Source organism: Kocuria salsicia (assembly GCF_007681555.1).
GTDB lineage: Bacteria > Actinomycetota > Actinomycetes > Actinomycetales > Micrococcaceae > Kocuria > Kocuria salsicia.
Map to the genome: position 1 here is coordinate 1 of NZ_VELE01000003.1, position 26,160 is coordinate 26,160.

Sequence of the window (26,160 nt, forward strand, 5' to 3'; positions counted from 1 at the left end):
GCCTCGACCCCTATCCGGCGACCGACGCGCCGACCCCAACTACACCCTGGATCCTGAAGAGCCAGATTTGGCTGTTCAATCGGTGCCCAGCTATGACACGAATCATTCACGACGGTGGCTGGGGCGCAACCTCGACATCGAGCTGCGAGTGCGGTTCTGACGCTGCGAGTGCCGCCTACTGTGCAGTGGTCAGTGCCGCCGCCCCAACGCCAGATACCGCCACCCCGCGTCCTGCCACGCTGCGGGGTCCAAGACGTTGCGGCCGTCGATGATCGTGGGCGACGCCACGAGCCCGGCAACATGCGCGGGGTCCATCTCCCGGAACTCCCGCCACTCCGTGAGCAGCAGGGTCACCTGCGCACCGGACACGGCGGCGTCGAGCGAGTCCACGTAGTCCAGGCGGGGGAAGCGCTGGGCGGCGTTGGCGTTGGCCTGGGGGTCGTAGAGGCGCACGTCCGCGCCCATCGAGTGCAGCCGGGCGGCGATGTCCAGGGCGGGGGAGTCCCGGACGTCGTCGGACTCGGGCTTGAACGCCGCGCCGAGCACGGCAATCTGCGTGCCGTGCAGAGAACCACCGCATTCCTGGACGGCCAGCTGCACGGTGTATTCGCGCCGCCGCAGGTTGATGTCGTCCACCTCGGCCAGGAACCGCAGGGACTGGTCCAGACCCAGCTCGGAAGCGCGGGCGCGCAGCGCGCGGATGTCCTTGGGGAGGCACCCGCCACCGAATCCCACGCCAGCGTTGAGGAACTTGCGTCCAATGCGCTCGTCCAACCCGATCGCGTCCGCGAGCGTACGGATGTCCCCGCCCACGGTCTCGGTAATCTCGGACAGCGCGTTGATGAAGCTGATCTTGGTGGCCAGGAAGCTGTTGGCCGCGACCTTCACGAGCTCCGCGGTCGCGTAGTCGGTCACGATGAACGGGATCCCCGCCTCGAGCTGGTGCGCGTACACCTCACGCAGCACGGCCTCGGCGGCCTGCGCCGCGGAGGTGGGGCGACCGGCGTCGTCGTACTCGAGGCCCAATACCATACGGTCGGGACGCAGGGTGTCCTCCACCGCGTGACCTTCGCGCAGGAACTCGGGGTTCCACACGAGGCTCACGCGCGTGCCCGAGGGCGCCGAGGTCAGGGCCAGTTCCTGTAACCGGGCCGCCGAGCCCACGGGAACCGTGGACTTACCGGCGATCACGCAGTCGTGCGTGGCGGCGCGGGAGATCTGCTCCACGGCCGAGTCCACGTAGGTCATGTCCGCGGCGTGGCCGTTGCGCTTCTGGGGCGTTCCCACCCCGATGAAGTGCACGTCCCCGAAGGCGCCGGCCTCCTCGTAGGACGTGGTGAAGCGCACCGCGCCCGTGGCCACGTGCTTGCGCAGCAGCTCGGGCAGCCCCGGCTCGTGGAAGGGCACCTGCCCGGTGGAGAGTAGATCGATCTTGGCCTGGTCCACGTCCACGCCGAGCACCTCGTGACCGAGCTCGGCCATGGCCACCGCGTGCGTGGCACCGAGGTATCCGGTGCCGATGACTGTCATGCGCATGAAGAGACCGTGATCCTTCCGTTCGAGGCGAGAGGGCTGGGCTTACGCCTGGGAATCGAAGTCCGCCACGCGCCGGCCCACGTCGAACATCTGCTCGATCGCGGCCAGGGAGCGCTCGGCGGCCTTGCCGTCACCGTAGGGGTTCACGGCGTTGGCCATCTCGTGGTATGCGGCATCGTCGTTGAGCAACCGGTCCACCTCGGTCACGATCCGCTCCTCGTCCGTACCGATGAGCTTCACGGTCCCGGCCGTCACGGCCTCGGGGCGCTCGGTGTTCTCGCGCATCACGAGCACGGGCTTGCCAAGCGACGGCGCTTCCTCCTGCACCCCGCCGGAGTCGGTCAGCACCACGTGCGCCACGGACAGCATGCGGGTGAACTCGCCGTAGGCGAGCGGCTCGGTCACGACCACATTGGACTTGCCCTCGATGGCCGGCAGCACCGCCTCGCGCACCACCGGGTTGCGGTGGGCGGGCAGCACAATGGTCAGCTCGGGTTCCGCGTCCGCGATCCGGGCCAGGGCGCGTCCGACGCCGCGCATCGCCTCGCCCTGGTTCTCACGACGGTGCGTGGTCACCAACAGCACACGCGTGCCGGAGGACGCGATCTTCTCGAGCTGGGGGTCCGTGAAGGGCAGCTGCTGCTCCACGGTGTGCAGCAGAGCGTCGATCACGGTGTTGCCCGTGACCACGATGTCCTCCTCCGCGATGGCCTCGCGCAGGAGATTCTCCTTGGACGTGGTCGTGGGGGCCAGGTGCAGGGACGTGATCTGCGAGGTGATCTTGCGGTTGGCTTCCTCCGGGAACGGGGAGAACAGGTTGAAGGAACGCAGCCCGGCCTCGGCGTGGATCACGGGGATCCCGCGGTAGAACGCGGCGATCGCCGCAGCGGTGGAGGTGGTGGTGTCACCCTGGACCACCACGGCGTCCGGGGGAGTGTCCTCGAAGATCCTGTCCAGACCCTCGACCGTGCGGGTCAGCACACCGTTGAGGGTTTGGCGGGGCTGGATGATGTTCAGATCGTGGTCCGGGGTGATGTCGAAGATCTCGTTGACCTGGTCCAGCATCTCCCGGTGCTGGCCGGTCACGGTGACCACGCACTCGAAGTCCGGGCTGTCCTGCAGCACCTTGACGATGGGTGCCATCTTGATGGCTTCCGGGCGCGTGCCATAGATCGGCATGATCGTGAACACTGGAGTCCATCCTTGTCTCGGGCCGAATGCGCACCGGCGCCGCATGTGGATCGTCATTTTCGGCGGCCGCTACCGCCCCGCAACAGTCTAGGGGACGCTCCCGCGCCCCAGTGATCTGTGCCGCACCCGATGTCCACCATAGTGGCGACAGCATCGGGGGTGAAAAATGGTGTTTCCCCTAGTCAGCCTCACCTACACTGTGTGCATACGAATGCAGGACCGGACGCGAGCACCCCCCCGTCGCGCGATCCGAATTCCCTGCAGCTCGGGTCACGCCTCATGTCTCATGGCACGTGACATTCATTGACAGGTTCAGAGATCCGAAGGAAGATACCGTGGCACGCAACCCCCTGGCAGCGCGCTCCCGAACCCCCCACGTGTCGGTCCTGGTGACCTACCGCGACGCCGAGGGGCGGCAGCTTCCACTTCCCCAGGCGCAGACCCGCGAGAGCTTCACCGGACTGCAGCTGCTCACCAAGCGTGTCCTGGGCTTCGCGGAGGACTCCTTGTCCGGGTTCACGCAGGACTTCACCATCAGGCAGATGGGCCCCTCCACGTTCAGCATCGAGGTCCGAGCGGCCGCCACCCACGGCATCCGGCTCCGCGGGCGCCGAGCCGCCCAGGAGTACCTCACAGTCACCGCCATGCTCCACCACCTCACGGACGTCATCATGGGGGTGAGTGTGGCCGGGGTCTACCTCGCCAACCACCCGGACGTCCGCGTCCGCTACGTCGAGGACGACTTCAGCCCCTACTACGAGCTGTTCAACGGGGACCGTGCCGTCATGGCTGTGGAGGCGAGTTCCCTGGAGGGGCTGCTCACACCCGAGGGGATGGGTGTGCTGTGCGCCCTGGTGGCCAACCTCAAGCAGCCCGGGCTCGCCTACGCGACCATCACCCAGCACACCCCGGGGCTGAAGTACGTGCGCCGCACCCAGGTGGCCACCACGGACGCACTTCGCGCCTTCGCCGCCGGCCAGCCCCTGCCCGTGACCACCCAGGACCTCGCGGAGGCGCGCGAGCGGGCGCGGGCCGGGGCGGCGTCGTCCTCGGCGCAGGACCAGGTGCCGACGGCCGAGGCCCCCACCGACTGAGTACCCACCCTCCGCGTCCGCCCCGGGGATGACGCCGCCGCGCGGCCGACTCGCCCGCTCAGCGCACCGTCTTCTTCGTCTTGCTGCCCCGCAGCACCCGCGCCAGGTGGCGCACCCGGTCCACGTTGGAAGAGATCGCGAGGTAGCCGCTGAGCACCCCCACGGTGGACATGCCCCCCACGATCAACGGCGTGTGGTACTTCTGCCACCGTTCCGGGTCCGAGGCGATGATGTGCGCTGTGCCGTTGATCGTCGCGGCGATCACGCCGCCGGCCACCACGTGGTGCCCGATCTTGGCACCGCTCTTGACCAGGGGGTTTAGCTCGTCCGTGCGCAGGTGGACGTCGAAGCCACCGCGCTCAAGCACCACGATGAAGCGTCGCACGTACTCGGGGACGTCCACCCCCATCTGCACGGCGTCCTCCACCGAGGACCGCAGCCGGTTGAGCAGCATCTCGGGGGAGAGCCTGTGCATGATGAACCGCTCCGCGTAGGGCTGCACGGAGGAGACCAGGTCAAAGCCGGGATCCAGACCCGTGCCCATGGACTCGGCGGTCACGAGCATGCGCAGCAGCAGTGCGGACTGGCGGGGCAGCTGCAGCTTGTGGTGGCGCAGCACGGAGATCAGGTCCGCCATCAGCGCACCCACCCGCACCTCTTCGAGCGGCTTGTTGGCGTAGCGGCGCATCATGACCGCCACGTCCTTCTCAATCTCCCGCTTGGCGATGTCGTGCTCGCCGCTGTCGGTGAGACCCAGCAGGCCGGTGGCCGCCCGGCGCGGATTGTCCTGCACCACGCCCAGCAGCAGGGTGATGAGGTGGTCCCGGAACTCCTCGGTCAGGTTGCCCACCATGCCGAAGTCGATGATTCCGATCCGTCCGTCCGGCTCCACGAAGAGGTTACCGGGATGGGGGTCTGCGTGGAAGAAGCCGTCCTCGAAGACCATCTTGCAGATGGCGTCCGTGGCTTCCTTGGCCAGCAGGTGGCGGTCGATGCCCTCGGCCTCGAGAGCCTCGTAGTTGTTGATCTTGACCCCGAACATCCGCTCCATGGTGAGCACACGGGAGCTCGTGGCCTCCCAGAAGATCTCTGGGATGTGGATCTGGGGGTGGCCCAAGAAGTTCTCGGCCATGCGCTGCGCGTTGCGGGCCTCCTGGATGAAGTCGAGCTCGTCCCGCAGCGAGGAGCTGAACTCCTCCACGATTCCCTGGACGTCGTAGTCCTGCGCGGCCCTCCAGTAGCGTGAGACCCACGAGGCCATGTCGGTGAGGATCTCCAGGTCTCGGTTGACCTCGTCGGTGACACCCGGGCGCCGGACCTTCACGATCACCTGCCGACCCTCGAACGTGGCGGCGTGGGCCTGGCCGATGGAACCGGTGGCCACGGGCGCGGGATCGATGTGGGTGAGGATCTCCTCCGCCGTGGAGTCCGGCTCCGCCTCGATCATCGCGCGGATCTGCTCCACGGGGATGGGCGGGGTGTGGTCCTGCAGCTTCAGCAGCTCCTCCGAGTACCCCGGGGGCATCAGGTCCGGGCGGGTGGAGGCGAGCTGGCCGAGCTTGATGAAGGTGGGGCCCAGCTCCTCCAGCGCCATGCGCAGGTGCTCGGGCTGGGTGTGCAGCGTTCCTGGGTCGATCAGCTTGACCCGGGCCAGGGGGGCGCGCCACTGGGGTTTCAAACCGCCCAGGGTGAAGCCGAAGCCGTGCTTGGTGAGCACTTCGACGATCTGCAGGAACCGTTCTCGGCGGGAAATCATACGGGTGGAAGGACCCTTTACAGCGTCTTGTGGAGGTAGACGGCCATGAACCCGGTGGCTACGGCCACGATCAGCACGAGCGTGGTGGCCAGGGGCTCCACGCCGAGCAGCACCACGCCGAGCACCACCAGGATGACGGTCAGTATCAGCAGCCCCGTGACGAGCGGCTTCAGCCCGCCCGTCACTCCTGCCGCCCTGGTCGGGGAGGATCCTCCCGTGGCGGCCTGCGCCTGGTCGGGCCCGCTCACCGGCTTGTCCTTCGTGAACGCGGGGGCCTCGGCGTGCTCCGCACGGGAGGCGGCCGTGAAGCCCTTGCGCCACTTCTTCGCGTTGCGTCCGCGGTCGGACTCCACGGCCACGTAGGCCGGGGGGACGTCGAAGTGCTCGGCGTCCGGGAGCAGCTCAGGGACGTCGTTGGGCAGCTCCTCGAACCACTGGGCCGGCACCTCGGAGGCTCGGGCGGCCTGCAGGGTCATGGACACCTCGAACGAAGAGCCCCGAATTGTCCCCCACACTGCGGTGAGCAGGTCGTGCTCGAACGCGTAGTGGATGATCGGGATGAACTGCTGGGACATCTGCGTGGACAGCCGCCCCACCTGCTTGCGCTCGTAGAGCACGTCCACAGTGTCCACGGTGACGCCGTGGCTGTTGCGGACCTTGTTGACCTCGAGGGTGAGGATCACGCGGCCCTCGCCGGAGGCGGGGACGATCGAGTGCAGGTACTCCGCGAACTCCTGCTCGTCCAGCACCTTGATGGAGGAGCCCTGGGGGAGCACCGCCGCCTGGGCCGGGCCGGTGTTCAGGGGGAAGAGCATGTCCGGGGGAGCGATGTCGATCACCGCGCGGGCGTCCACCTCCGCCACGCCGTCCTCCCGCTGCAGCTCGGCCTCAAGGTGCAGGGGCACCACGGGGGTGTAGCCAGAGGCGATCACGCGCGAGATCGGGTGCCAGTAGCGGTGGGCGTCCGGGGCGCTGAGGTGGGCCACCTTGTTCTCGCCCACGCGCACGGACACGGTGCGGGGGTCGAAGGGGTTGTCAGGCTCCGGGACCAGCGCCGCGAAACCGTTCCACGACTGCGCGCGGCCCACGGAGAGCCCGCCGAACACGCGCATGATCTCCGTGTCGTAGAAGTTCTCGGTGACGACGTCCAAGGACCCCCGGTCGTTGAGCGCGTAATCGGTCATGGTCTCCCTCGCTGTAGCGCCGTCGGGTGTCCACCCGCGGCGTGTCACCACATGCTATCCGTTGATCCCTGCGCATCGAGGTTCATCCACTGTGTGGACGCCCCGACCGCGGTTCACCGGGCCAGGCAGCGTGCCTGCAGGTCCACCGAGCGCCGGGCCTCGTCCAGCAGCTCCGTCATGATTCGTCGCAGCGCGGCCGGGGCGTCCCCGTGCGCCTCGAGCCACCGCTGGGTGGCGCGCACCACGCGGTGCCCGTCCACGACGTCCGCACCGGCGGCGCGCACGTCCAGGGCGCGCGGGTAGAGGCCGCAAACCATGCGGGTGGCGATCTCCATGGAGCGCTCGTCCCACCACTGCGCGACACCTGCGAAGTAGGCGTCCTCGTAGCGGCGCAGCACCGTGGGGGAGGCCAGCTGGAAGCCGGCGATCGTGACGCTGAGTTCGTCGTTGGACAGCTCGCCCGAGAGGATCCGCTCCCACGCCTGCTGCTTGGCCCGGTCCGAGCGCATGGCCGCGAGCGCCTGGAGGTGGCCCAGGTGGCCGTCGCGAGTGGGGTCCTGGGCGTGCTCGGTGCGCAGCTCGGACATGGTGCTGTGGCCCGTAGCGGTCACGGCGGTGAGCAGCGACCAGCGCAGCTGGGGGCTCAGGGGCAGTCCCTCGACCACGCGGGTGCCACCGAGCAACTCCTGGATGTGCCGGGCGTAGGTGCCGTCCCGGGCGGCTTCGCGTGCGAAGGCCCGGGCGAGGATCAGCTGCCCGTCCGAGCCGGGGGCCGCCGCGAGCAGCGCGTCCCGCAGGGCGTCGAGGAGCACACGGCGCAGGTTCACACGGTGGGGCGCGGGGACGTACTCGCCCAGTGCCTGGTGCGCGTGGTCCAGCACGGTGGTGAGGATCGCCGCGTGGCTCTCCCCGGTGCACCGCTCGGCCACCATGCGGACGTAGTCCCCGGGGTGGGAGCGGCCATCGCGGACCGCGGCCCACAGCTGGGAGTGGGCGACGGCGCGGGCCAGGGGGTCCTCGACCTCCGCCACGGCGTGGCCGAGCCGCTGCAGGGAGCGCGCATCCGGGTGGGCCAGGCAGTAGGTGAGGTCCGTGTCGTTCACGAGCACGAACGGGTCGCGCACGGCCTGTCCACCGGTGAGCGCCGCGGTCACGGCCTCCGGCAGGGGAGTCGGACCGTTCTCGGCGGGCACGCGCACCTCGGCGCGCCCGCTCACCGTGACGGGGCCTCCGTCCGAGGTGCGTCCGTAGACGCCCACGGTCAGGACGTGCGGGCGCAAGGGCGAGGCGGCCTGGGTGAGGCTCGGGCCCGCAGGTGCAGCGGCGTCGTGCCCCGTGGAGTCGGGCGCGTCCAGGGCGAGCACCGGGACACCGGTGGTGTGCAGCCACAGCTGGGCCCAGGCGCGCACGTCGTGGTCGCAGGCCTCGTCGAGCACGTCCAGGAAGTCGGAGAGGTCAGTATTGCGGAATGCGAAGCGGCGGAAGTAGGCGCGGCACGCGTCCATGAAGGACTCTTCCCCCACGAAGGCCACCAGCTGTTTGAGCACCGAGGCGCCCTTGGCGTAGGTGATGCCGTCGAAGTTCTGCCGCGCGGCCTCGAGGTCCACGATGTCCGCGACGATCGGGTGTGTGGTGCGCAGCTGGTCCTGGCGGTACGCCCACTCCTTGCGCGCCAGGGCGAAGGTGACCCACGCGTCCGTGTACTCGGTGGCGTGGACGCACGCGTAGGCGCCCATGAACTCGGCGAAGGACTCCTTCAGCCAGAGGTCGTCCCACCAGCGCATGGTCACCAGGTCACCGAACCACATGTGGGACATCTCGTGCATCAGCGTGTTGGCCCGGCCCGCCCGCTGCGCGCGGGTGGCCCCGGACGGGAAGAGGTAGTCCTCGGTGAACGTCACCATCCCGGGGTTCTCCATGGCACCCAGGTTGTACTCCGGCACGAACGCCTGCTCGTACTTGCCGAACGGGTAGGCGAACGCGAAGAGCTTCGGGAAGAAGTCCAGGCCCTGCTTGGTGAGCGCGAAGATCTCCTCGGCGTCCATGGCCTCGGCGAGCGCCTGGCGGCAGTACAGCGCCAGCGGGATGCTCACGGACTCGCCCTGGGGGTCAGTGCCCGTCCACTCGTCCGTGACGCGGGCGTAGGGCCCGGCGAGGACGGTGGTGATGTAGCTGGAGATCCGCTGGGTGGGCGCGAACTCGTGGCTCAACGCACCGGGGACGTCCCCGTCATCACTCGGCTGGGCCCCCAGGTGCTCGCCGTTGGACGCCGCCAGCCAGCCCTGCGGTGTGAGCACCGTGAAGTGGAACTCAGCCTTGAGGTCCGGCTGCTCGAACACCGCGAAGACCCGGCGGCAGTCTGCCGGCTCGTACTGCGTGTAGATGTAGACACTGCCGTCCTGCGGGTCCACATAGCGGTGCAGGCCCTCGCCGGAGCGGGAATACAGGGCACGCCCCACCACCCGCAACTCGTTCGCCTCACCCAGCTCGGGCAGGCGGATCCGGGAACCCTCCACGACGTCGTCCACGTCCAGCAGCTCGCCGTTGAGCTCCACGCTGCTCACCGACTCGTGCACGAAGTCGATGAAGGACTCCGCACCCTCGTCCGCGGTGAAACGCACCGTGACCTCCGAGCCGAAAGTGGCGCGCTGCGGATCCTCCGCCCCGGACAGGTCCACCGTGACCCGGTAGTCCACCACCCTGATCTGCTCGGCTCTGGTCGTCGCTTCGTCTCTGGTCAGGCTGGATACCATGGCCCCAGTGTAGGCACCACCACACACGCGTGACCCGCATCCCACGACGCCGCCGCGCGCCCCGCGTCGGCGCCGGCCTCCTCACCGCCCTCGCGGCCGAGTACCGGGCCCGCGGCAGGAGACCGGCTCAGGGCCTGTGACAGGCGGGGCGGGACGGCCACACCAGCACCGGCCGGACACGCGAACTCCCCGCCACGGACGCGAATCTGTGACGGGGCGCAGGCGGCTCGGGAGCGGGCGCTCAGCTCTCGAAGCGATAGTTCTTCGGAGCGATCGTCAGCCCCGAGTCCGTGACCGTGAGGCCGCGCGCGAGGTCATGCTCGCGGTCCAGGCCCACCGTGGTCCCCGGAGGAACCACCACGTTCTTGTCCAGGATGCAGCGGTGCACCGTGGCGCCGGCACCGATCTGCACGTTCTGCATCAGCACCGACTCCGTGACCCGGGCGTCGTGCCCCACCTTCACCTTGGGGGACAGCACCGAGGAGCCCACGTGGCCGCCAGTGATCAGCACACCGGGGGAGACGATGGAATCGAACGCCACACCCGCCTGGCCATTGGGCCCGCGCACCGTCCTGGCCGGCGGGGCCATGATCTGGTGCGTGTAGATGGGCCAGTCGTAGTTGTACAGGTTGAACACCGGCAGCGGCCGGATCAGGTCCATGTGCGAGTCGTAGTACGAGTCCAATGTGCCCACGTCCCGCCAGTACTGGCGGTCGCGCTCCGTGGAGCCCGGGACGTCGTTGTGCGTGAAGTCGTAGACCCGCGCCTCACCGCGCTCGGAGAAGTACGGCATGATGTCCCCGCCCATGTCGTGGTGGGTGTCCGCCTTGCGGTTGTCGGTGCGCAGCGCCTCCACGAGGGCATCCCGGTCGAAGACGTAGTTGCCCATGGATGCAAGGAACGAGTTCGGATCGTCCGCAAGCGGCGTCGTCGTGTCCGGCTTCTCCACGAACCGCGCGATCCGCGTGGGATCCTGCTCGTCCGTCTCAATCACACCGAAGGACTTCACCATCTCCATGGGCTGACGCACCGCGGCCACCGTGGCCTTCGCCCCGGACTCCACGTGCTTGCGCACCATGTCCGAGAAGTCCATCCGGTACACGTGGTCCGCACCCACCACCACCACGATGTCCGGATCCGCATCGTCGATCAGGTTCATGGACTGGTAGATCGCGTTCGCCGAACCCAGGAACCAATCCTTGCCGCGTCGCTGCTGCGCCGGCACGGACGTCACGTAGTTGCCCAGCTGCGTGGAAAGCCGCCACGTCTCGGACAGGTGACGGTCCAGCGAATGCGACTTGTACTGCGTCAGCACCACGATCTGCAGGTACCCGGAGTTCACCAGGTTGGACAGAGCGAAATCGATCAGACGGTAGCCACCCGCAAACGGCACCGCGGGCTTCGCCCGGTCCTCGGTCAGCGGCATCAGACGCTTGCCCTCACCGCCCGCCAAGACGATGGCAAGGACCTTCTTGTGTCGTGACATTAGTACCTCTCACTTCCCGAGCGGGTCAGGGCCCCAAGGACCACGACGCGGCGTCGACATTGACTGGTCGTTCCCGCCATTGTCTCCCACCCGGAGCACCGCGCCACCACGCCAACCCAAGTGTTGCCGACGTGTTGCGCTCGCCGCGCGGCTCCCGTCGCCCGTGGAGCCCGTGTGATGTGCAGTACGCTCACACTGTGCGAGTAGACATCCTGAGCAAAGAATTCCCGCCGGCCATCTACGGGGGAGCGGGGGTGCACGTGGCCGAGCTCTCCCGCGTGCTCGCACCGCTCGTGGACCTCAACGTCCGCTGCTTCGGCGAGCCCCGCGAACCCGACTTCCACGGCGCCCACGTCACGGCCTACCCCGTTCCCACCGAACTGGTCGCCGCCAACGCCGCCGTCCAGACCCTCGGCGTTGACCTCACCATGATCCAGGACGTCGAGGGCGCGGACCTCGTCCACTCCCACACCTGGTACGCCAACATGGGCGGACACCTCTCCTCCCTCATGTACGACATCCCCCACGTGCTCTCCGCCCACTCCCTGGAGCCCCTTCGCCCCTGGAAGGCCGAGCAGCTCGGCGGCGGGTACCGGATCTCCTCCTTCGCGGAGAAGACCTCCTACGAGGCCGCCGCCGCGATCATCGCCGTGTCCGAGGGAATGCGCCAGGACATCCTGCGCTCCTACCCCAACGTGGACCCCGAGCGCGTGCACACCGTCCACAACGGCATCGACGTCTCCCAGTGGCACCAGGACCAGGACACGGACGTCCTCGCGGAGTACGGGATCGACCCCGCCCGTCCCTCGGTGGTCTTCGTGGGTCGCGTGACCCGCCAGAAGGGTGTGCCCTACCTGCTGCGCGCCGCCCTCCAGCTGCCCCCCGAGGTCCAGCTCGTGCTGTGCGCCGGTGCTGCGGACACCCCCGAGCTCGCCGCCGAGGTCAACACCCTCATCGACCAGCTCAAGACCGAACGGGACGGCGTGGTCCTCGTTGAGAAGATGCTTCCCCGCCGCGAGGTCATCCAGATCCTCTCCCACGCCACCGCCTTCGCGTGCCCCTCCATCTACGAACCCCTCGGCATCGTCAACCTCGAGGCCATGGCCTGCGGCGCAGCCGTCGTCGCCTCTGCCACCGGCGGCATCCCCGAGGTCGTCGTCGACGGCGAGACAGGACGCCTCGTCCCCATCGACCAGGTCACGGACGGCACCGGCACGCCCCTGGACCCCCAGAAGTTCGTGGACGACTTCGCCGCGGCACTGACCGAGGTCGTGACCGATCCTGAGCGCGCCCGCCGCATGGGCCAGGCCGGGCGACGCCGCGTGGAGGAGCACTTCGCGTGGGAGTCCATCGCGGAGCAGACCCTGGAGGTCTACCGCTCGGTGCTCTGAGCTGACGGCGCCGGTTCGCACTGGGACGACGACGCCGGGGACAGAACACCGCTGAGCAGTGCCTCCACGGCCGCCACGTAGTTCTCGTGGGTCCGGTCGGGATCGGGGGAGAGGCTCACCTGCACCATGTAGCCCTGGACGATGCCGATGAAGGCGGGGGCGAGGCGCTCGGCCAGCAGCGCGGCGTCGTCGTCCCCGAGGCCCCGTTCGGTGACCAGCCAGTCGGTGAGGTAGCTGCTCAGGTGCGAGCGTGCCTCCGCGAGGATCTTCAGTGCCACGCCCTGCATCTCGGGGCGGCGCACCGCCTCGCCCCACACCTGCACGGGAAGTCCCGGGAAGGCGCCTCGCTCCGGGATGTCCTGGACCACGAACGCCAGGGCGCGCGCCGGGTGGAGGAGGGGGCGCTGCTCCCGCAGGCGGCCGAGCATGCCCAGGCGGTCGCGCATCACGCCGCGGCTGGCATCCAGGAAGAGCTCGTCCTTGCCCCTGTAGTAGACGTACACGGCGCCGGCGGAGAGCCCTGACTCCGCGACGATGTCCGCCATGGACACGGCGGAGAACCCCTTGCGGCCGATGCACGTCAACGCCGCCTCCTGGATCCGCCGACGCATGTGTTCCCGGTGCTCTTCTGTGACCTTGGGCACGTGTTCCCCCAAAAACGAATGATCGTTCTTGATATGCTATCGGAGGAGGCCCACACTCTTCAAGAACAAACATTCCTTGTGGAAGGAGTGCGTCGTGTCGCACGTCAGGACCCCGGAGCCCCGCCAGAGGCCCGCATGGACCGAGAGCGTCCGTGCTGCACTGATCGCCACGGTCGCCGTGTCGATCGTCCTGCTCGCGTTCGCGTGGCCCACCGCCACGTCGAAGACCGAGAACCTGCCGGTCGCGATCATCGGCACGCAGGAGCAGATCGCCACCATTTCCGAGAAGATCCCGGACAACATGCTCGAGCTGCACCCGGTGGCGAACCGCCAGGACATCATCAACGGCATCAAGACCCGTGAGGTCTACGGCGGCATCGTCCTGGGCGGCGAGCCCGAGATCCTGACGGCCAGCGCCGCCAGCCCCGTCGCGTCCCAGATGCTCACGGGCATCGGCACCACCATGCAGCGGGGGATCGACCAGCAGGTCATCGAGAACACGACGCAGGCTCTGCAGAAGATCACCTCCGCCCTGAGCCAGGGCCCGAGCGGGCTCGCCGCCCTGCAGGGCCAGCAGGGCTCCGGGCAGCAGGCGGGCACACCGCCCACGGTCAAGACCACGGACGTGGTACCCCTGTCCGAGGACGATCCGCGGGGGAGCGGTCTCGCCATCGCCGGACTGCCCCTCACCATGGGCGGCATGATCGGCGGCGTGCTGATCTCCACGCTGGTCACCGGCGTCCGCAAGCACCTGCTCGCAATCGCGTTCTACGGCGTGCTGGGCGGTCTCATGCTCACCGCCATCCTGCAGGGCCTGTTCGGGTTCCTGATCGTCAATTTCTTCGCCAACTGGGCCGCCGTGGGCCTGGGAATCGCCGCCACGGCATCCGTGATCGTGGGCCTGAGCTCGCTGCTCGGCCGTGCGGGCCTTGCCATCGGCGCGGTGCTGACCATGTTCATCGGCAACCCGATCTCTGCCCTGCAGTCACCCAAGGAATTCATCCTGGCGCCGTTCGGTGAGATCGGCCAGTGGCTCGTTCCGGGCCTGTCCGGCACACTGCTGCGCGACCTGTCCTACTTCCCTGAGGCGAACATCGCCGGGCAGATCTGGGCACTCATCGGATGGGTCATCCTGGGGGCCGTCCTCACCATCCTGGGCCACCACAAGAACGAGTCCGCCCTCACGGGCAAGGACGAGACGAAGGAGGAGCCCGTTCACCACCGCGAGCACCGCCCGCAGTGCCAGTCGCAGCACAGTGCCACGGGCCAGCAGCCCGCGGTGTCCCAGCAGGGGGATCAGGTGCACTACGGCGACGCCGCGCGGCAGGCTTCCGCGACGGAGGCCGGAGCCACGGCCTGACAGTCCGGCAACGACGACGCGGCGCCCGCCCACCACGGGACGAGAGTTCCGAGGTGGGCGGGTTTTTTCGTGCCGGGCAGGGAGCGACGGGAGCGGGAGAACGATGACCGGGAGGGTGGCGTGCGGGTGCGGCGGTGCGTTGCAAGCAGACGCAACGTGGTGCGGGTGGGGCCGGAAGGCGCCGGGGCGCGAAGTTGAGGGATCGAGGTGAAGGAGGCGGAGGGGAGAGCCCCTCTTGGCCTTCTCTTGGCTTTACTTTACATAATGTACATTATCGGACAGACGTGTCTGCAACGTGATGGTTGTTTTCTCATAGAACAGACAGCGGCTGTTCGGTCCGCAGCACAGGCAGTTCCCGCAGCCGCACGCCATCAGGAGCCTGGAGACGTCGGAGAACTCGCCATTCCTGCGCCGACCGCGGCATCCCGTCCACACGACGTCCGATTCTGTGAGCCGAGCTCATCGGCCTCAACTCCGATGTTCGAATGCGCCGCCACCACGTGCCGGTTTCGAACACGTGACAACCCCTCTCGCTCACAACGCATACGCCGCGGGCTCCGACTGGTACAAAACTCGCTCCCTGGTCGCAGCAACCGAGATCTGGCGAGATGGGGTGGCACACATCTCAGTCGGAACGATCCGCCCTCCGAAAGGATCTATTGTGGCGCAATTCATGATCTCCGTCTTCCACCAGGCGGACGCGCAGAGCTCGGGCGCGGTCTACGCCACGCAGGAGGAGATGAACGAGGCTGTGGCCGCGGTCACTCGCTTCAACGAGGACCTGCAGGCAGCGGGACAGCTCCTGTTCTCAGGATCCCTCACTCCCCCGAGTCTCGCCCACACCGTGGATGCAGTAGGCGCCGCCGCAACCACTCCTCGGGTTTCGCCCGGGCCATTTTCCATCTCGGCCACCGCCCTCGGAGGCTTCTGGATCATCGAGGCACCGAACGACACCGTAGCCCTGGACCGCGCCGCGCAGGGGTCCGCGGCCTGCGGGCAACGGGTCGAGCTGCGAGCACTCGAGGGCTGAAACCGATCACCTCAGCAGAGGGAACTTATCGCACGTTTTAACTTCCAGGTGAGCCTTAAGATACTGTTTTCAACATTCAGGTCTGACTTCAGAAATTTCCGCACGCTAAGATCGAGTGCATGAATTCTGCAGCTTCAGACACACCTGCCCCGACCACTCCACCGCACCCCGACTCCCCCGGATCGGCGTCCACGTCAGGAGCGGCGAGCAGCAACGGCGAGCCCCACGGCGCCGTCCACCCCCCGGTGCGCTGGCCTCTCTTCCTCGCCGCAGACGTGGTTCTTGTGGTGGTCTTCGCCGGGATCGGCCGGGTCAGCCACGGGGAGGACCTCACGGGGGTCTTCACCACGGCGTGGCCGTTCCTGGTGGGTGCTCTGATCGGCTGGGCCGTGTCCCGGGGCTCCCGCTCCCCCGCCGCCCTTTGGCCCACCGGTGTGCTCGTCTGGCTCTCCGCGGAGATCGTGGGAATGCTGCTGCGCGCAGTCACGGGCCAGGGAACGGCACTGTCCTTCGTGATCGTCAGTCTGGTGGTGCTCGGGATCTTCCTGCTCGGCTACCGGCTCGTGGCGCGTGCCGTCGACCATGCCCGGGAACGCTGAGCCACGCAAGAGCTGGCCGACCGGTCAATTCCATCCCCGCCACCAGGCGGGGACAACACCTCGGAGAGGAACGCCCATGTTCACCGCCATCGTCCTGATCAAGACAAGCTCGGACCGGATTCCGGAGGTCGCCCAGGAGGTCTCCGACATCCGCGGCGTCACCGAGGTCTACTCCGTGACCGGTGAGTGGGACCTGATCGCCATGGTGCGCGTCCAGCAGCACGAACGACTGGCCGACGTGATCGCGGACGAGCTCTCCAAGGTGGCGGGAGTCGTCTCCACGAGCACCAACATCGCATTCCGCACCTACAGCACCCACGACCTCGATGCGGCGTTCTCACTGGGCATCGACGACTGACACCCATTCACGAAACACGCCGCCGGCCCCGGGGACAGGAGCGGGCGGCGGCGTCGTCATAGCAGAACCCGACCCTTTGCAATTAGGGAGCCTCACCAGCAGGGGGTGTGCGAGGACAGGGCGCTGACCGGCGCGCGACAGCGTCACTGCGCCGAGAAAGCCACCCAGCGGGAGAGGACGTCACGGGCAGCGCCGGAGTCGACCGCGTCCGCGGCGCGCGTGAGCGCGGCGGCGAACCGGTCCTCGAACGGACCTTCGGCGCGCTCGTCCACCGCCACGAGACCCGCCGCCGCGTTGAGGAGGACCGCGTTGCGGACGTGCCCCGGGGCGCCGTCGAGCACGTCCCTCACCACCCCCGCGTTGTAAGCCGCGTCATGACCCCGCAGGTCCTCGACGGTCGCACGCGGCATGCCGAGCTCCAGCGGCTCCAGCGTGTGTTCCGTGATCTCGCCGTTCCTGACCTCCCACACGGCCGATGGCGCCGTGACCGTGAGCTCGTCGAGCCCGTCACCGCCACGGAAGACCAGCGCCCGGTCTCCCCTGTTGCGGAAGACCCCGGCCATGAGCGGAGCGAGTGCGCCGTCCGCAACCCCGATCGCGGAGGCCTCCACGCGTGCCGGATTGGTGATGGGGCCCAGGAAGTTGAACGCCGTGGGCACGCCGAGTGCCTTGCGAACCGCCGCCGCGTAGCGCATCGACGGGTGGAACGTCTGCGCGAAGAGAAAGGTGATGCCCACCTCCGACGCCGCGCGCTGCACCCGGTCCACGGGCATGCCCAGCTGGACGCCGAGGGCTTCGAGAACGTCCGCGGAGCCCGATTTCGACGACGAGGCACGGTTGCCGTGCTTGACCACCCGCACCCCCGCGCCCGCGCACACCAGGGCGGACATGGTGGAGATGTTCACGCTAGACAGGCGGTCTCCCCCTGTGCCCACGATGTCCAGGGCTGGCCCGGGCACGGAGATGCGACGCGCGTGGCCGACCATCGCGTCCGCGAGCCCGTTGAGCTCGCCGACACTCTCGCCCTTGCTCCGCAGCGCCATCAGGAACCCTGCGATCACGGCGTCCTGGACCTCACCGGACATGATCTCGTCCATGGCCCAGTACGACTGCTCCCGGGAAAGATCCTTGCCCTGGGTCAGGGAGGCCAGCAGATCTGGCCACTGGTAGGGGGTCCGCGCATCGTTGGAGGTAGTCACGGTGCCGACTCTACCGTCCGTCCTGGACCCCCGCGGATCCCGGGATGCCGTGCTCACGCGGGCACGACGGCGCCGCTGCTGCACCGGTCCGCGGGACACCCTGCCTGTGGTCCAGATCATGAGCCGGAGCCGCGACACGGTGCGAGCCCAACGCGGTGGTGGTTGGTTCGCCGAGAGTTTTGGCGACATAATGTCTCTGTGACAACTGCGACTCATACCCCAGCCAAACCGGTGACGGCGACCATCACTCGCCCCAACCTCACCTCCGTGGGCACCATCGTGTGGTTGTCCTCCGAGGTGATGTTCTTCGCCGGCCTCTTCGCCATGTACTTCACCCTGCGCGCCACCTCCCCGGAGGTGTGGCACGAGAACACCGAGGTGCTCAACGTGCCCATGGCCACGGTGAACACCATCGTTCTCGTGCTGAGCTCGGTGACCTGCCAGTTCGGGGTCTTTGCCGCCGAACGGCTGCAGCCCCGCCGCACCGGCGGACTGCTCCAGCTCAACAAGTGGGGACTGACCGAGTGGTTCGCCCTCACTTTCCTCATGGGCGCGGTCTTCGTTTCCGTGCAGGTCTACGAGTACGCCTCCCTGGTCTCGGAGGGCGTCTCGATCTCCGCCGACGCGTACGGTTCTGCGTTCTACATCACCACCGGGTTCCACGCCCTGCACGTGACCGGCGGTCTGATCGCATTCCTCTTCATCATCGGACGCGCCTTCGTTGCCAAGCGCTTCGGTCACTACGAGGCCACCTCGGCCATTGTGGTGTCGTACTACTGGCACTTCGTCGACGTGGTCTGGATCGTCCTGTTCCTGCTGGTCTACTTCATCAAGTAGCCAGCCGCAGGACCTCACCCATCCAAGTCTCAGAACCGAGTAAAAGGAACGTTTGACGTGAAGGCACTCTCACAAAAGCGCCGCCATCCCATGGCAGCCCTCGCGCTGTTGGTCATGGCTTTGCTTCTGACCGGTGGACTCTACGCAGTTGCCACAACCACCAACGAAGCGAAGGCCGAGACCACCACCTACTCGGCTCAGGACATCGAGGAGGGGCAGAAGCTGTTCATGGCCAACTGCTCCACCTGCCACGGCATGAAGGCCGAGGGCACCAGCTCCGGTCCCTCCCTGATCGGCGTGGGTGCTTCCGCTGTGGACTTCCAGGTCGGCACCGGCCGCATGCCCATGCAGATGCAGGGTCCCCAGGCGCAGGTCAAGCCCCAGCAGTTCAACGAGGAGCAGACCAGCCAGCTCGCCGCGTACGTCGCCTCCCTCGGCGCCGGCCCCAGTGTTCCCGCGGATGAGGACCTCGACATCTCCAAGGGCAACTCCGCCAACGGTGCCCAGGTCTTCCTCGCCAACTGCGCCATGTGCCACAACGCGGCCGGCCAGGGCGGCGCCCTGACCCGCGGCAAGTTCGCCCCGTCCCTCATGGGCGTGAGCGAGAAGCACATCTACGAGGCCATGCAGACAGGCCCGCAGAACATGCCGGTCTTCAACGACGCCAACATCACGCCGGAAGAGAAGCGGGACGTCATCACGTACCTGAAGACCCTCGACAACAACACCACCGTCGGTGGGTTCAGCCTGGGCTCACTCGGCCCGGTCTCCGAGGGCCTTTTCATCTGGACCGTCGGCCTGGTGATCGTCATTGGCTTCACCGTGTGGCTGACCTCCCGCTCCGCCTGAGAGCACTCGCCGGCGGTCACCCGTCGGCACTTTAGACACTATTCACAGCACCAAGAGAAGAATGAGGGACCACATGGGCGACCATCGTGACGGCACTCCCCACAAGAGCGGGGCGGTTGTCACCTCGGACGGAGCGGAGCAGGACCAGTTCCCCAATCCGGGGCTTCCACCGCACCGCCCCCGCGTGACCGACGTAGATCCCAAAGCTGCCAAGCGGGCAGAGCACCAGGTGGTCCTGCTGTTCCTGCTCTCCATGGTCGGGTCCGTCCTGTTCTTCGTGGCGTACTTCGGCATCCGCGTGGACGGCCCCCTGTACGACGCGGTGAACACCGAGCCCACGAGCCAGCTGCGTCTTCAGAACACGCTGCTCGGTCTTGGCATCGCACTCGGCATGTTCGGCATCGGCATCGGCGTGGTCCACTGGGCCCGCACGCTTATGCCGGATCACGAGATCGTCGAGATGCGCCACGACATCCGAAGTGAAGAGGATCGCGCCGAAGCACAGAGCATCCTCAACACCATCTACGACGAGTCGGGGGTCAAGCGTCGCCCGCTGCTGCGCAACACGCTCATCGGTGCGGCCGTGCTGATGCCCCTCCCCTTCGTCGGATTGCTCAAGGATCTCGGCCCCACGGACCTCAAGGTCCTGCGCCACTCCATGTGGGATGAGGGAGTGCGACTGGTGCGCGACCCGTCCGGCACGCCCATCAAGGCCTCAGACGTCACCCTCGGCTCCGCCTTCCACGTGGTGCCAGAAAGCCTCAACAGCCTCAGCCACGAGGACGGCTACCTGAACGAGAAGGCCAAGTCCGTGGTTCTTCTCATGCGTTTGGACCCCGACACCGTGAACGTTTCGGAGGAGCGCAAGGACTGGAACGTGGACGGCATCTTCGCCTACTCCAAGGTCTGCACCCATGTGGGCTGCCCGATCGCTCTGTACGAGCAGCACACGCACCACCTGCTGTGCCCGTGCCACCAGTCCACCTTCGACCTCGTGAACGAGTGCGAGGTCATCTTCGGCCCGGCTTCCCGCCCGCTGCCGCAGCTGCCCATCTCCGTTGACTCCGACGGCTACCTCGTGGCGCGCAGCGACTTCCACGAGCCCGTGGGACCGACATACTCCCAGCGTGACTTCGCAGTCAAGGAAATGCAGGGTGAGGGGAACTAATGTCTACTTCGTCAGACTTCGAGTACCGGCCCAGCACCGGCACCGGTCGCATTGCCAACTTCGTGGACACCCGCGTGGGTGCCTCCGCCATGGTCAAGGAGTTCGGCCGCAAGGTCTTCCCGGACCACTGGACCTTCATGTTCGGTGAGGTGGCGCTCTACAGCTTCGTCATCCTCCTGCTCTCGGGCACGTTCCTGGCATTCTGGTTCGACCCGACCATGACCTCCATGGAGTACAAGGGCAACTACGTGCCCATGCAGGGCGTGGAGATGTCCGGGGCCTACGCCTCAGCGCTGAACATCTCGTTCGATATCCGAGGCGGCCTCTTCCTTCGCCAGTTGCACCACTGGTCCGCGCTGATGTTCGTCATGGCGCTGTCCGTGCACATGCTTCGTGTCTTCTTCACCGGTGCGTTCCGGCGCCCGCGCGAGCTCAACTGGGTCGTCGGCTGCGTGCTCTTCATCCTCGCGATCGTCGCCGGCTTCTCCGGCTACTCCCTCCCGGACGACGTCCTCTCCGGCAACGGCCTGCGCATCGCTGATGCGATCGCCAAGTCCATGCCGATCGTCGGCACCTACATCTCCATGTTCATGTTCGGTGGCGAGTTCCCGGGTCACGCGATCATCGGCCGCCTCTACATCGTGCACGTGCTGATCATCCCCGCGCTGATCCTGGTGATGATCGTGATTCACCTCTTCATGGTGGTCGTCCACAAGCACACCCAGTACCCCGGCCCCGGCCGCACTGAGGACAACGTGGTCGGTTTCCCCGTGGGCCCCATCTACGCGGCCAAGGCCGGGGGCTTCTTCTTCATCGTCTTCGGCATCCTCGCTGCCATTGCGGGCACCACGACGATCAACGCCATCTGGAACTACGGTCCCTACGATCCCTCCCCCGTGCAGGCCGGTTCGCAGCCTGACTGGTACATGGGCTTCTCCGACGGCGGACTGCGCCTGATGCCCGGCAACTGGCCGTTCTCCTGGGAGGTCAGCATCTTCGGCCTCGCGGTTCCGCTGGCGATCCTGTTGCCGCTGATCCCCATGGCTGGCATGTTCGTGGTCATGTTCGCCTGGCCCTGGATCGAGCGATGGGTCACTCGCGATGACCGTGTCCACAATATCCTGGACCGCCCCCGCAACGCGCCGTTCCGCACCGCGGTGGGTGCCGCAGGCATCACGTTCTACGCGGTGCAGATGATGGCCGCCAGCGGTGACCTCATTGCCACGCACTTCCACATGGCCGTGAACGACGTCATCTACTGGTTGCGCGCGCTGTACTTCCTCGGCCCGATCCTCGCGTTCATCATCGTACGCCGGTTCTGCCTCTCCCTGCAGCGCAAGGACCGGGAGATTGTCCTCCACGGTCGCGAGTCTGGTCGTATCCAGGCCCTGCCCCACGGTGAGTTCGTAGAGGTTCACGAGCCGCTGAACGAGTACAAGCGGTACAAGCTGGTGGACTTCCAGGACCGCCCGGTCCTGCCAGCCCGTGCCAATGCCAAGGGCAAGGTCACCTCCTCCGAGAAGCTGCGTGGCCGCCTGAGCCGCCTGTTCTTCGAGGACCGTGTGGCTCCCGTGACACCGGCCGAGCTCGAGGCGGCACACGGCCACAGCCACGACGCGGAGCCCGTGGGTGTCGGAGCCGGTTCGCACCAGGGCGAGCTCGACAAGTAGCACCGCTCCCCCCGTCGGACCCGGATGGGGCTCAGGAGGGCCCGTGGAGATCACTGATCTCCACGGGCCCTTTTCATGTCCACATCGCGACCACGCCGTGGACCGCGAGTGTAGCGGCAGGACCAGGCCCGGCCATGGGCCACAGGCCGGTGGGAGCGTTCCACGTTGGCGTGTGTGCAGTGCGGCGGGTACGACCGCATCCGATTCGGGGCGGGATCGCCCGCGCCTCGCAGTTGCCACACGGCGGGTGCAACCAGCAGGTACCACCATCACGCGTTGGGACTCGCTCGAAGGTGACACCATCCCGCGGGCCCGGACAGCCTCCGTGATGAAGTCGCCCCCCGGAGGCAGACACGCCCAAGGGCCGACCATCGGGCGCGACCGTCCCTTCGAGGACCGAATGACATGGTCAGTGTTCGTGCGGGTCAGTCCACCGGGGAGACGGGGATGAGATTGCCGTCCGGATTCGTAGCCGCGAATGTGTGGCCGAAGACGTCACCGTGCGGCTCCGTCGCGATGTGGACGCACTGTGAGACCCAACTCGTGAAGGTCTTGTCAACTGTGGAGGCCGGGCCGGTGATCATCAGCCCGAGCTTGCTCGTGCGGGGGGCGCTCGAGACGGCGTGTTCGGTGCGTCTGGTCCACGGGGCGAACAGGACGCCGGGGGCAACGTCGAAAGCCATGTAGCGCGACTGGAGACCACGACAGGACCTGTCATCTTTTTCTGAAAGGACTGCTCGGATTGCAGGCCTCGAAATTGCTGCGCCTCCTGCCGTTCCTATAGACGCGCCAGCGCATGCCCACGACCGAGCACGCCGAGCGTCTGGAGGTGTCCCGGCGGACGGTGCTGCGGGATGTCGCGGCGTTGAAAGTTTCGAGTGCCTCGGACTGCCTGCGGTGCATGAGACGGCCGCGCGCAAAATCACCGTCCGTCAGACCGCGGCGTCCGGGGCCTCGAACGTGACGCGATTGGCTGACCTGGTAACGGTCGACAGCAGCGTGTGGCTGGTAGAGCCGAGTGCGGAAGTGGACATCACCGAACGTGCCTGGGCGCTTCGTCACCTATGCCGGATGAAAATCCAGTACACGCGCAGCGCTGACGGGCGGGCATCGCCCCGCATCGTCGACCCGTACGGGCTCGTAGCGACGTCGGGCCGCCGGTACCTCATCGCCGACGAGCAGGGCACCGGCCGGCTGTTCACTCTGGAACAGCTCTCGGACTGCACGCCGCTCGACGCACCGGCCGCCCTCCGGTCAGGTCATACGCGGCGCACCGTGTGGGCGGCGCTGAAGGAACGCGCCGAGTCGCCGGGTCGGGTGAGCGTGACCGTCCGCCTCCTAGAAAGCCGACTCGACCTCGTACGGTGCGTCAGCTCTTCCAGTTCGGCAACCACATCGAGATACTTCCCCCCGAAGGAGCACGCGAACGCATTCGTCAGATCGGGACGGACATGGCAGAGCGTCTCTCGCTCGAGTCCGACGACCGGTAAGCGAGATACCCGACCGTTGATCAACCTCCCTGCCCAGTGTTGCTATGAGCATCTTGGTGAAGAAGTAGCCGCAGCGCCGAGCGGTGACGTCCATGTCGAAAGCATTCGGGTTGACCTTGGTGCCCGCAAGGCCGTCAATCTCACGGCGCCCCACGCTTCTCGGCACCGACGCTGCTCTGGAGCACGGCGCGGCCAATGCCGTTGGACCTGACTGCGACCTGCGCTCCGCCCACACCGATCGGGACAGGCGCATCAGCTTACGCCCATTACGCCCCTGCCGTCACGAACTGCTCCATGGACCCTGGAATGTGGTCGCCTGCAGCACGTGGTGTCGGAGCTGCTCTGCAGTGCTCCTCTCTGTTGCGCGGAGACACGACGATGCCCGCCCCATTCGTGGATGGGGCGGGCATCGTCGCAAATCACGGTGCTCAGTGGTCGATCAGTGCGCGTGGTCTCCGCGGGAGTGCTCGAAGATCAGCCCCAGGAGGCCCAGCAGGGCCACAGGAGCGGCCAGGATGATGATCCACCAGCCAACGGCCAGCGCGGTCACGAACAACGCGCAGCCGATGCCGAGGAGCAGGGGCCACCAGCTCCACGGGGAGAAAGCACCGTAGTCGCCGGACATCTCCACGATCTCGCCGTCCTCGCGGTCCTCCGGCAGGCTGCCACCGGCGGAGCGCTGCACGAGCCAGAGGTAGATGACGAGCATGAAGCTCATGGCCGACAGAGCGAGGAGCGCCGGGAAGCCCGCGAGCTCCTGGAAGTCGGTCACGTATCCGTAGATGAACCCGATTACCAGGCAGAACACGGCCAGCATCAGGAACAGTTTGATGGTTGCTTTCATCGTCCGTTCCTCCCGGAACCGCCCACGAGGGGCATCTCGGCGTCGTACTGTTGGCTGGAAAACGCGGAGAGCTCCGGGTGGTGGAGGTCCAGCGCGGGCCGCTCAGAGCGGATGCGGGGCAACGAAGTGAAGTTGTGGCGCGGGGGTGGGCAGGAGGTCGCCCACTCGAGAGAACCCCCGAAGCCCCAGGGATCGTCCACCTCGACCTTTTTGGCGTTGCGGTGCGTGGTGTACACGTTCCAGAAGAACGGGATCATGGACACGCCCAGCAGCATGGAGCCGACCGTCGAGAACTGATTCATCCAGGTGAATCCGTCCTCCGGCAGGTAGTCCGCGTAACGGCGGGGCATGCCGTCCACGCCCAGCCAGTGCTGGATGAGGAACGTCATGTGGAAGCCGACGAACAGCAGCCAGAAGTGGATCTTGCCGATGCGCTCGTTGAGCATCTTGCCGGTGAACTTGGGCCACCAGAAGTAGAAGCCCGCGAACATGCCGAACACGACGGTTCCGAAGATCACGTAGTGGAAGTGCGCCACCACGAAGTAGGTGTCCGAGACGTGGAAGTCCAGGGGCGGGGTGGCCAAGATGATGCCGGTCAGACCGCCGAACAGGAACGTGAAGAGGAAGCCCAGCACCCACAGAATGGGTGTCTCGAAGGTGAGCGAGCCCTGCCACATGGTGCCGATCCAGTTGAAGAACTTCACACCCGTGGGCACCGCGATCATCATCGTCATGAAGGAGAAGAAGCCCAGCGCCACAGCACCCGTGACGTACATGTGGTGTGCCCACACGGTGACGGACAGCGCCGCAATGGCGATGGTCGCGAAAACGAGGCCCTTGTAGCCGAAGAGCGGCTTCCGGGAGAACACGGGGATGATCTCGGAGACGATGCCGAAGAACGGCAGCGCCAGCACATAGACCTCAGGGTGTCCGAAGAACCAGAAGAGGTGCTGCCAGAGGATGGCCCCACCGTTCTCAGCATCGAAGATGTGACCACCCAGTCGGCGGTCCATTCCCAGTGCGAACAGCGCGGAAGCCAGCGGCGGGAAGATCATGATGATGAGGATGGCGGTGATCAGCGTGGTCCAGGTGAACAGTGACATGCGCCACATGGTCATGCCGGGAGCGCGCATGCACACGATGGTGGTGATGAAGTTGACCCCACCGAGGATGGTGCCGAAGCCCTGCAGGCCCAGGCCGAAGACCCAGAGGTCACCGCCAACCCCTGGACTGAACGTGGTGCTGTTCAGAGGTGCGTAGGCGAACCAGCCGAAGGACGCGGCGCCCTGCGGGGACATGAAGCCGGAGACGGCCACGAGCGAGCCGAAGAGGAAGAACCAGAAGGCCAGCGCGTTCAGTCGCGGGAAGGCGACGTCCGGTGCGCCCAGCTGCAACGGGACGATCACGTTTGCGAAGCCGATGAACAGCGGGGTGCCGAACATCAGCAGCATGATCGTGCCGTGCATGGTGAACAGCTGGTTGTACTGGTCCTTCGTCTCGAGGATCTGCATGCCGGGCTCGAAGAGCTCCGCACGGATGAGCAGCGCCATAACGCCGCCCACGCAGAAGAAGCTGAAGGACGAGATCAGGTACATGTACCCGATGGTCTTGTGGTCGGTCGAGGTGAGCCAGTTGACGATCACCTTGCCCTTGGAGCGTGGGACAACGCGGGGTGCGGCCGTGGCCGCGTCGTCCCGCGAGTATTCGAGCGTAGACATTGC

The 26,160-nt window shown here is 67.0% G+C and carries 23 protein-coding genes; 12 read left to right on the forward strand and 11 right to left on the reverse strand.

Annotation, left to right across the window (positions count from 1 at the left end):
* Positions 1–189: 189 nt before the first annotated feature.
* Both FS770_RS06450 and wecB read right to left on the reverse strand, forming a co-directional pair.
* Positions 190–1,536: a UDP-glucose dehydrogenase family protein gene (locus FS770_RS06450; RefSeq protein WP_145010683.1), complete on the reverse strand. Its 1,347-nt coding sequence runs from the start codon at positions 1,534–1,536 to the stop codon at positions 190–192.
* A 42-nt stretch (positions 1,537–1,578) separates the two neighbouring features.
* Positions 1,579–2,772: a non-hydrolyzing UDP-N-acetylglucosamine 2-epimerase gene (wecB, locus tag FS770_RS06455; RefSeq protein ID WP_425323826.1), complete on the reverse strand. Its 1,194-nt coding sequence runs from the start codon at positions 2,770–2,772 to the stop codon at positions 1,579–1,581.
* A gap of 290 nt (positions 2,773–3,062) precedes the next feature.
* Here wecB and FS770_RS06460 point away from each other — a divergent pair, with 290 nt between their 5' ends.
* On the forward strand, positions 3,063–3,821 hold the full coding sequence (locus FS770_RS06460) for a hypothetical protein (RefSeq protein WP_145010689.1): 759 nt from the start codon (positions 3,063–3,065) through the stop codon (positions 3,819–3,821).
* Between the two features lie 58 nt (positions 3,822–3,879).
* Here the strand turns inward: FS770_RS06460 and FS770_RS06465 are convergent, their stop codons facing one another.
* The 4 genes from FS770_RS06465 to glgC form a co-directional block, all read right to left on the reverse strand.
* Entirely contained in the window at positions 3,880–5,577 is a 1,698-nt protein-coding gene (locus FS770_RS06465) for an ABC1 kinase family protein (protein WP_144942930.1), read from the reverse strand.
* 17 nt (positions 5,578–5,594) lie between these two features.
* Positions 5,595–6,761 carry a hypothetical protein gene (locus FS770_RS06470; protein ID WP_144942929.1) on the reverse strand — a complete coding sequence of 389 codons (1,167 nt, stop codon included), beginning with the start codon at positions 6,759–6,761 and terminating at the stop codon, positions 5,595–5,597.
* Positions 6,762–6,874: 113 nt separating this feature from the next.
* The gene (pepN, locus tag FS770_RS06475) at positions 6,875–9,514 is read right to left on the reverse strand and encodes an aminopeptidase N (RefSeq protein ID WP_145010692.1); all 2,640 of its coding nucleotides are present in this window, start codon (positions 9,512–9,514) and stop codon (positions 6,875–6,877) included.
* 241 nt (positions 9,515–9,755) lie between these two features.
* Complete coding sequence (gene glgC, locus FS770_RS06480; RefSeq protein ID WP_144942927.1) at positions 9,756–11,000, reverse strand: glucose-1-phosphate adenylyltransferase; 1,245 nt, start codon at positions 10,998–11,000, stop codon at positions 9,756–9,758.
* A gap of 197 nt (positions 11,001–11,197) precedes the next feature.
* Between glgC and glgA the strand changes: the two genes are divergently transcribed.
* Complete coding sequence (glgA, locus tag FS770_RS06485; protein WP_145010695.1) at positions 11,198–12,391, forward strand: glycogen synthase; 1,194 nt, start codon at positions 11,198–11,200, stop codon at positions 12,389–12,391.
* Here the strand turns inward: glgA and FS770_RS06490 are convergent.
* Entirely contained in the window at positions 12,373–13,035 is a 663-nt protein-coding gene (locus tag FS770_RS06490; protein WP_244944789.1) for a TetR/AcrR family transcriptional regulator, read from the reverse strand. The genes glgA and FS770_RS06490 overlap by 19 nt on opposite strands.
* Before the next feature lie 94 nt (positions 13,036–13,129).
* Here FS770_RS06490 and FS770_RS06495 point away from each other — a divergent pair, with 94 nt between their 5' ends.
* The 4 genes from FS770_RS06495 to FS770_RS06510 all read left to right on the forward strand — a co-directional run bounded on the left by FS770_RS06495 (position 13,130) and on the right by FS770_RS06510 (position 16,382).
* A complete protein-coding gene (locus FS770_RS06495; RefSeq protein WP_244944790.1) occupies positions 13,130–14,395 on the forward strand; it encodes an ABC transporter permease in 1,266 nt (421 codons plus the stop codon).
* A gap of 661 nt (positions 14,396–15,056) precedes the next feature.
* Positions 15,057–15,425 (forward strand): YciI family protein, encoded by a 369-nt coding sequence (locus tag FS770_RS06500; protein ID WP_144942924.1) that lies wholly within the window; start codon positions 15,057–15,059, stop codon positions 15,423–15,425.
* A 119-nt stretch (positions 15,426–15,544) separates the two neighbouring features.
* Positions 15,545–16,024, forward strand: coding sequence for a DUF3054 domain-containing protein (locus tag FS770_RS06505; RefSeq protein ID WP_145010701.1), 480 nt, complete (start codon positions 15,545–15,547; stop codon positions 16,022–16,024).
* Between the two features lie 76 nt (positions 16,025–16,100).
* A complete protein-coding gene (locus tag FS770_RS06510) occupies positions 16,101–16,382 on the forward strand; it encodes an Lrp/AsnC family transcriptional regulator (RefSeq protein WP_144942922.1) in 282 nt (93 codons plus the stop codon).
* A 143-nt stretch (positions 16,383–16,525) separates the two neighbouring features.
* Here FS770_RS06510 and trpD read toward each other — a convergent pair whose 3' ends face one another.
* A complete protein-coding gene (trpD, locus tag FS770_RS06515) occupies positions 16,526–17,581 on the reverse strand; it encodes an anthranilate phosphoribosyltransferase (protein ID WP_244944791.1) in 1,056 nt (351 codons plus the stop codon).
* A gap of 198 nt (positions 17,582–17,779) precedes the next feature.
* Between trpD and ctaE the strand changes: the two genes are divergently transcribed.
* The 4 genes from ctaE to qcrB all read left to right on the forward strand — a co-directional run bounded on the left by ctaE (position 17,780) and on the right by qcrB (position 22,105).
* Complete coding sequence (gene ctaE / locus FS770_RS06520; RefSeq protein ID WP_144942920.1) at positions 17,780–18,418, forward strand: aa3-type cytochrome oxidase subunit III; 639 nt, start codon at positions 17,780–17,782, stop codon at positions 18,416–18,418.
* A 57-nt stretch (positions 18,419–18,475) separates the two neighbouring features.
* Entirely contained in the window at positions 18,476–19,267 is a 792-nt protein-coding gene (qcrC, locus tag FS770_RS06525) for a cytochrome bc1 complex diheme cytochrome c subunit (protein WP_144942919.1), read from the forward strand.
* Between the two features lie 73 nt (positions 19,268–19,340).
* Positions 19,341–20,435, forward strand: a complete 1,095-nt coding sequence (gene qcrA, locus FS770_RS06530; protein ID WP_055085847.1) for a cytochrome bc1 complex Rieske iron-sulfur subunit — start codon at positions 19,341–19,343, stop codon at positions 20,433–20,435.
* Positions 20,435–22,105: a cytochrome bc1 complex cytochrome b subunit gene (qcrB, locus tag FS770_RS06535; protein WP_145010707.1), complete on the forward strand. Its 1,671-nt coding sequence runs from the start codon at positions 20,435–20,437 to the stop codon at positions 22,103–22,105. Before qcrA ends, qcrB begins: the two co-directional genes overlap by 1 nt.
* Positions 22,106–22,530: 425 nt before the next feature.
* Here the strand turns inward: qcrB and FS770_RS06540 are convergent, their stop codons facing one another.
* Positions 22,531–22,788, reverse strand: coding sequence for a VOC family protein (locus FS770_RS06540; RefSeq protein WP_145010711.1), 258 nt, complete (start codon positions 22,786–22,788; stop codon positions 22,531–22,533).
* 113 nt (positions 22,789–22,901) lie between these two features.
* Here FS770_RS06540 and FS770_RS14285 point away from each other — a divergent pair, with 113 nt between their 5' ends.
* Entirely contained in the window at positions 22,902–23,069 is a 168-nt protein-coding gene (locus FS770_RS14285; protein WP_222126494.1) for an HTH domain-containing protein, read from the forward strand.
* Between the two features lie 62 nt (positions 23,070–23,131).
* On the forward strand, positions 23,132–23,806 hold the full coding sequence (locus FS770_RS14290; RefSeq protein WP_425323829.1) for a WYL domain-containing protein: 675 nt from the start codon (positions 23,132–23,134) through the stop codon (positions 23,804–23,806).
* A gap of 228 nt (positions 23,807–24,034) precedes the next feature.
* Here FS770_RS14290 and FS770_RS06550 read toward each other — a convergent pair whose 3' ends face one another.
* Both FS770_RS06550 and ctaD read right to left on the reverse strand, forming a co-directional pair.
* Complete coding sequence (locus FS770_RS06550; RefSeq protein WP_145010714.1) at positions 24,035–24,439, reverse strand: cytochrome c oxidase subunit 4; 405 nt, start codon at positions 24,437–24,439, stop codon at positions 24,035–24,037.
* Positions 24,436–26,157 carry an aa3-type cytochrome oxidase subunit I gene (gene ctaD, locus FS770_RS06555; RefSeq protein ID WP_145010717.1) on the reverse strand — a complete coding sequence of 574 codons (1,722 nt, stop codon included), beginning with the start codon at positions 26,155–26,157 and terminating at the stop codon, positions 24,436–24,438. Before ctaD ends, FS770_RS06550 begins: the two co-directional genes overlap by 4 nt.
* Positions 26,158–26,160 lie beyond the last annotated feature (3 nt).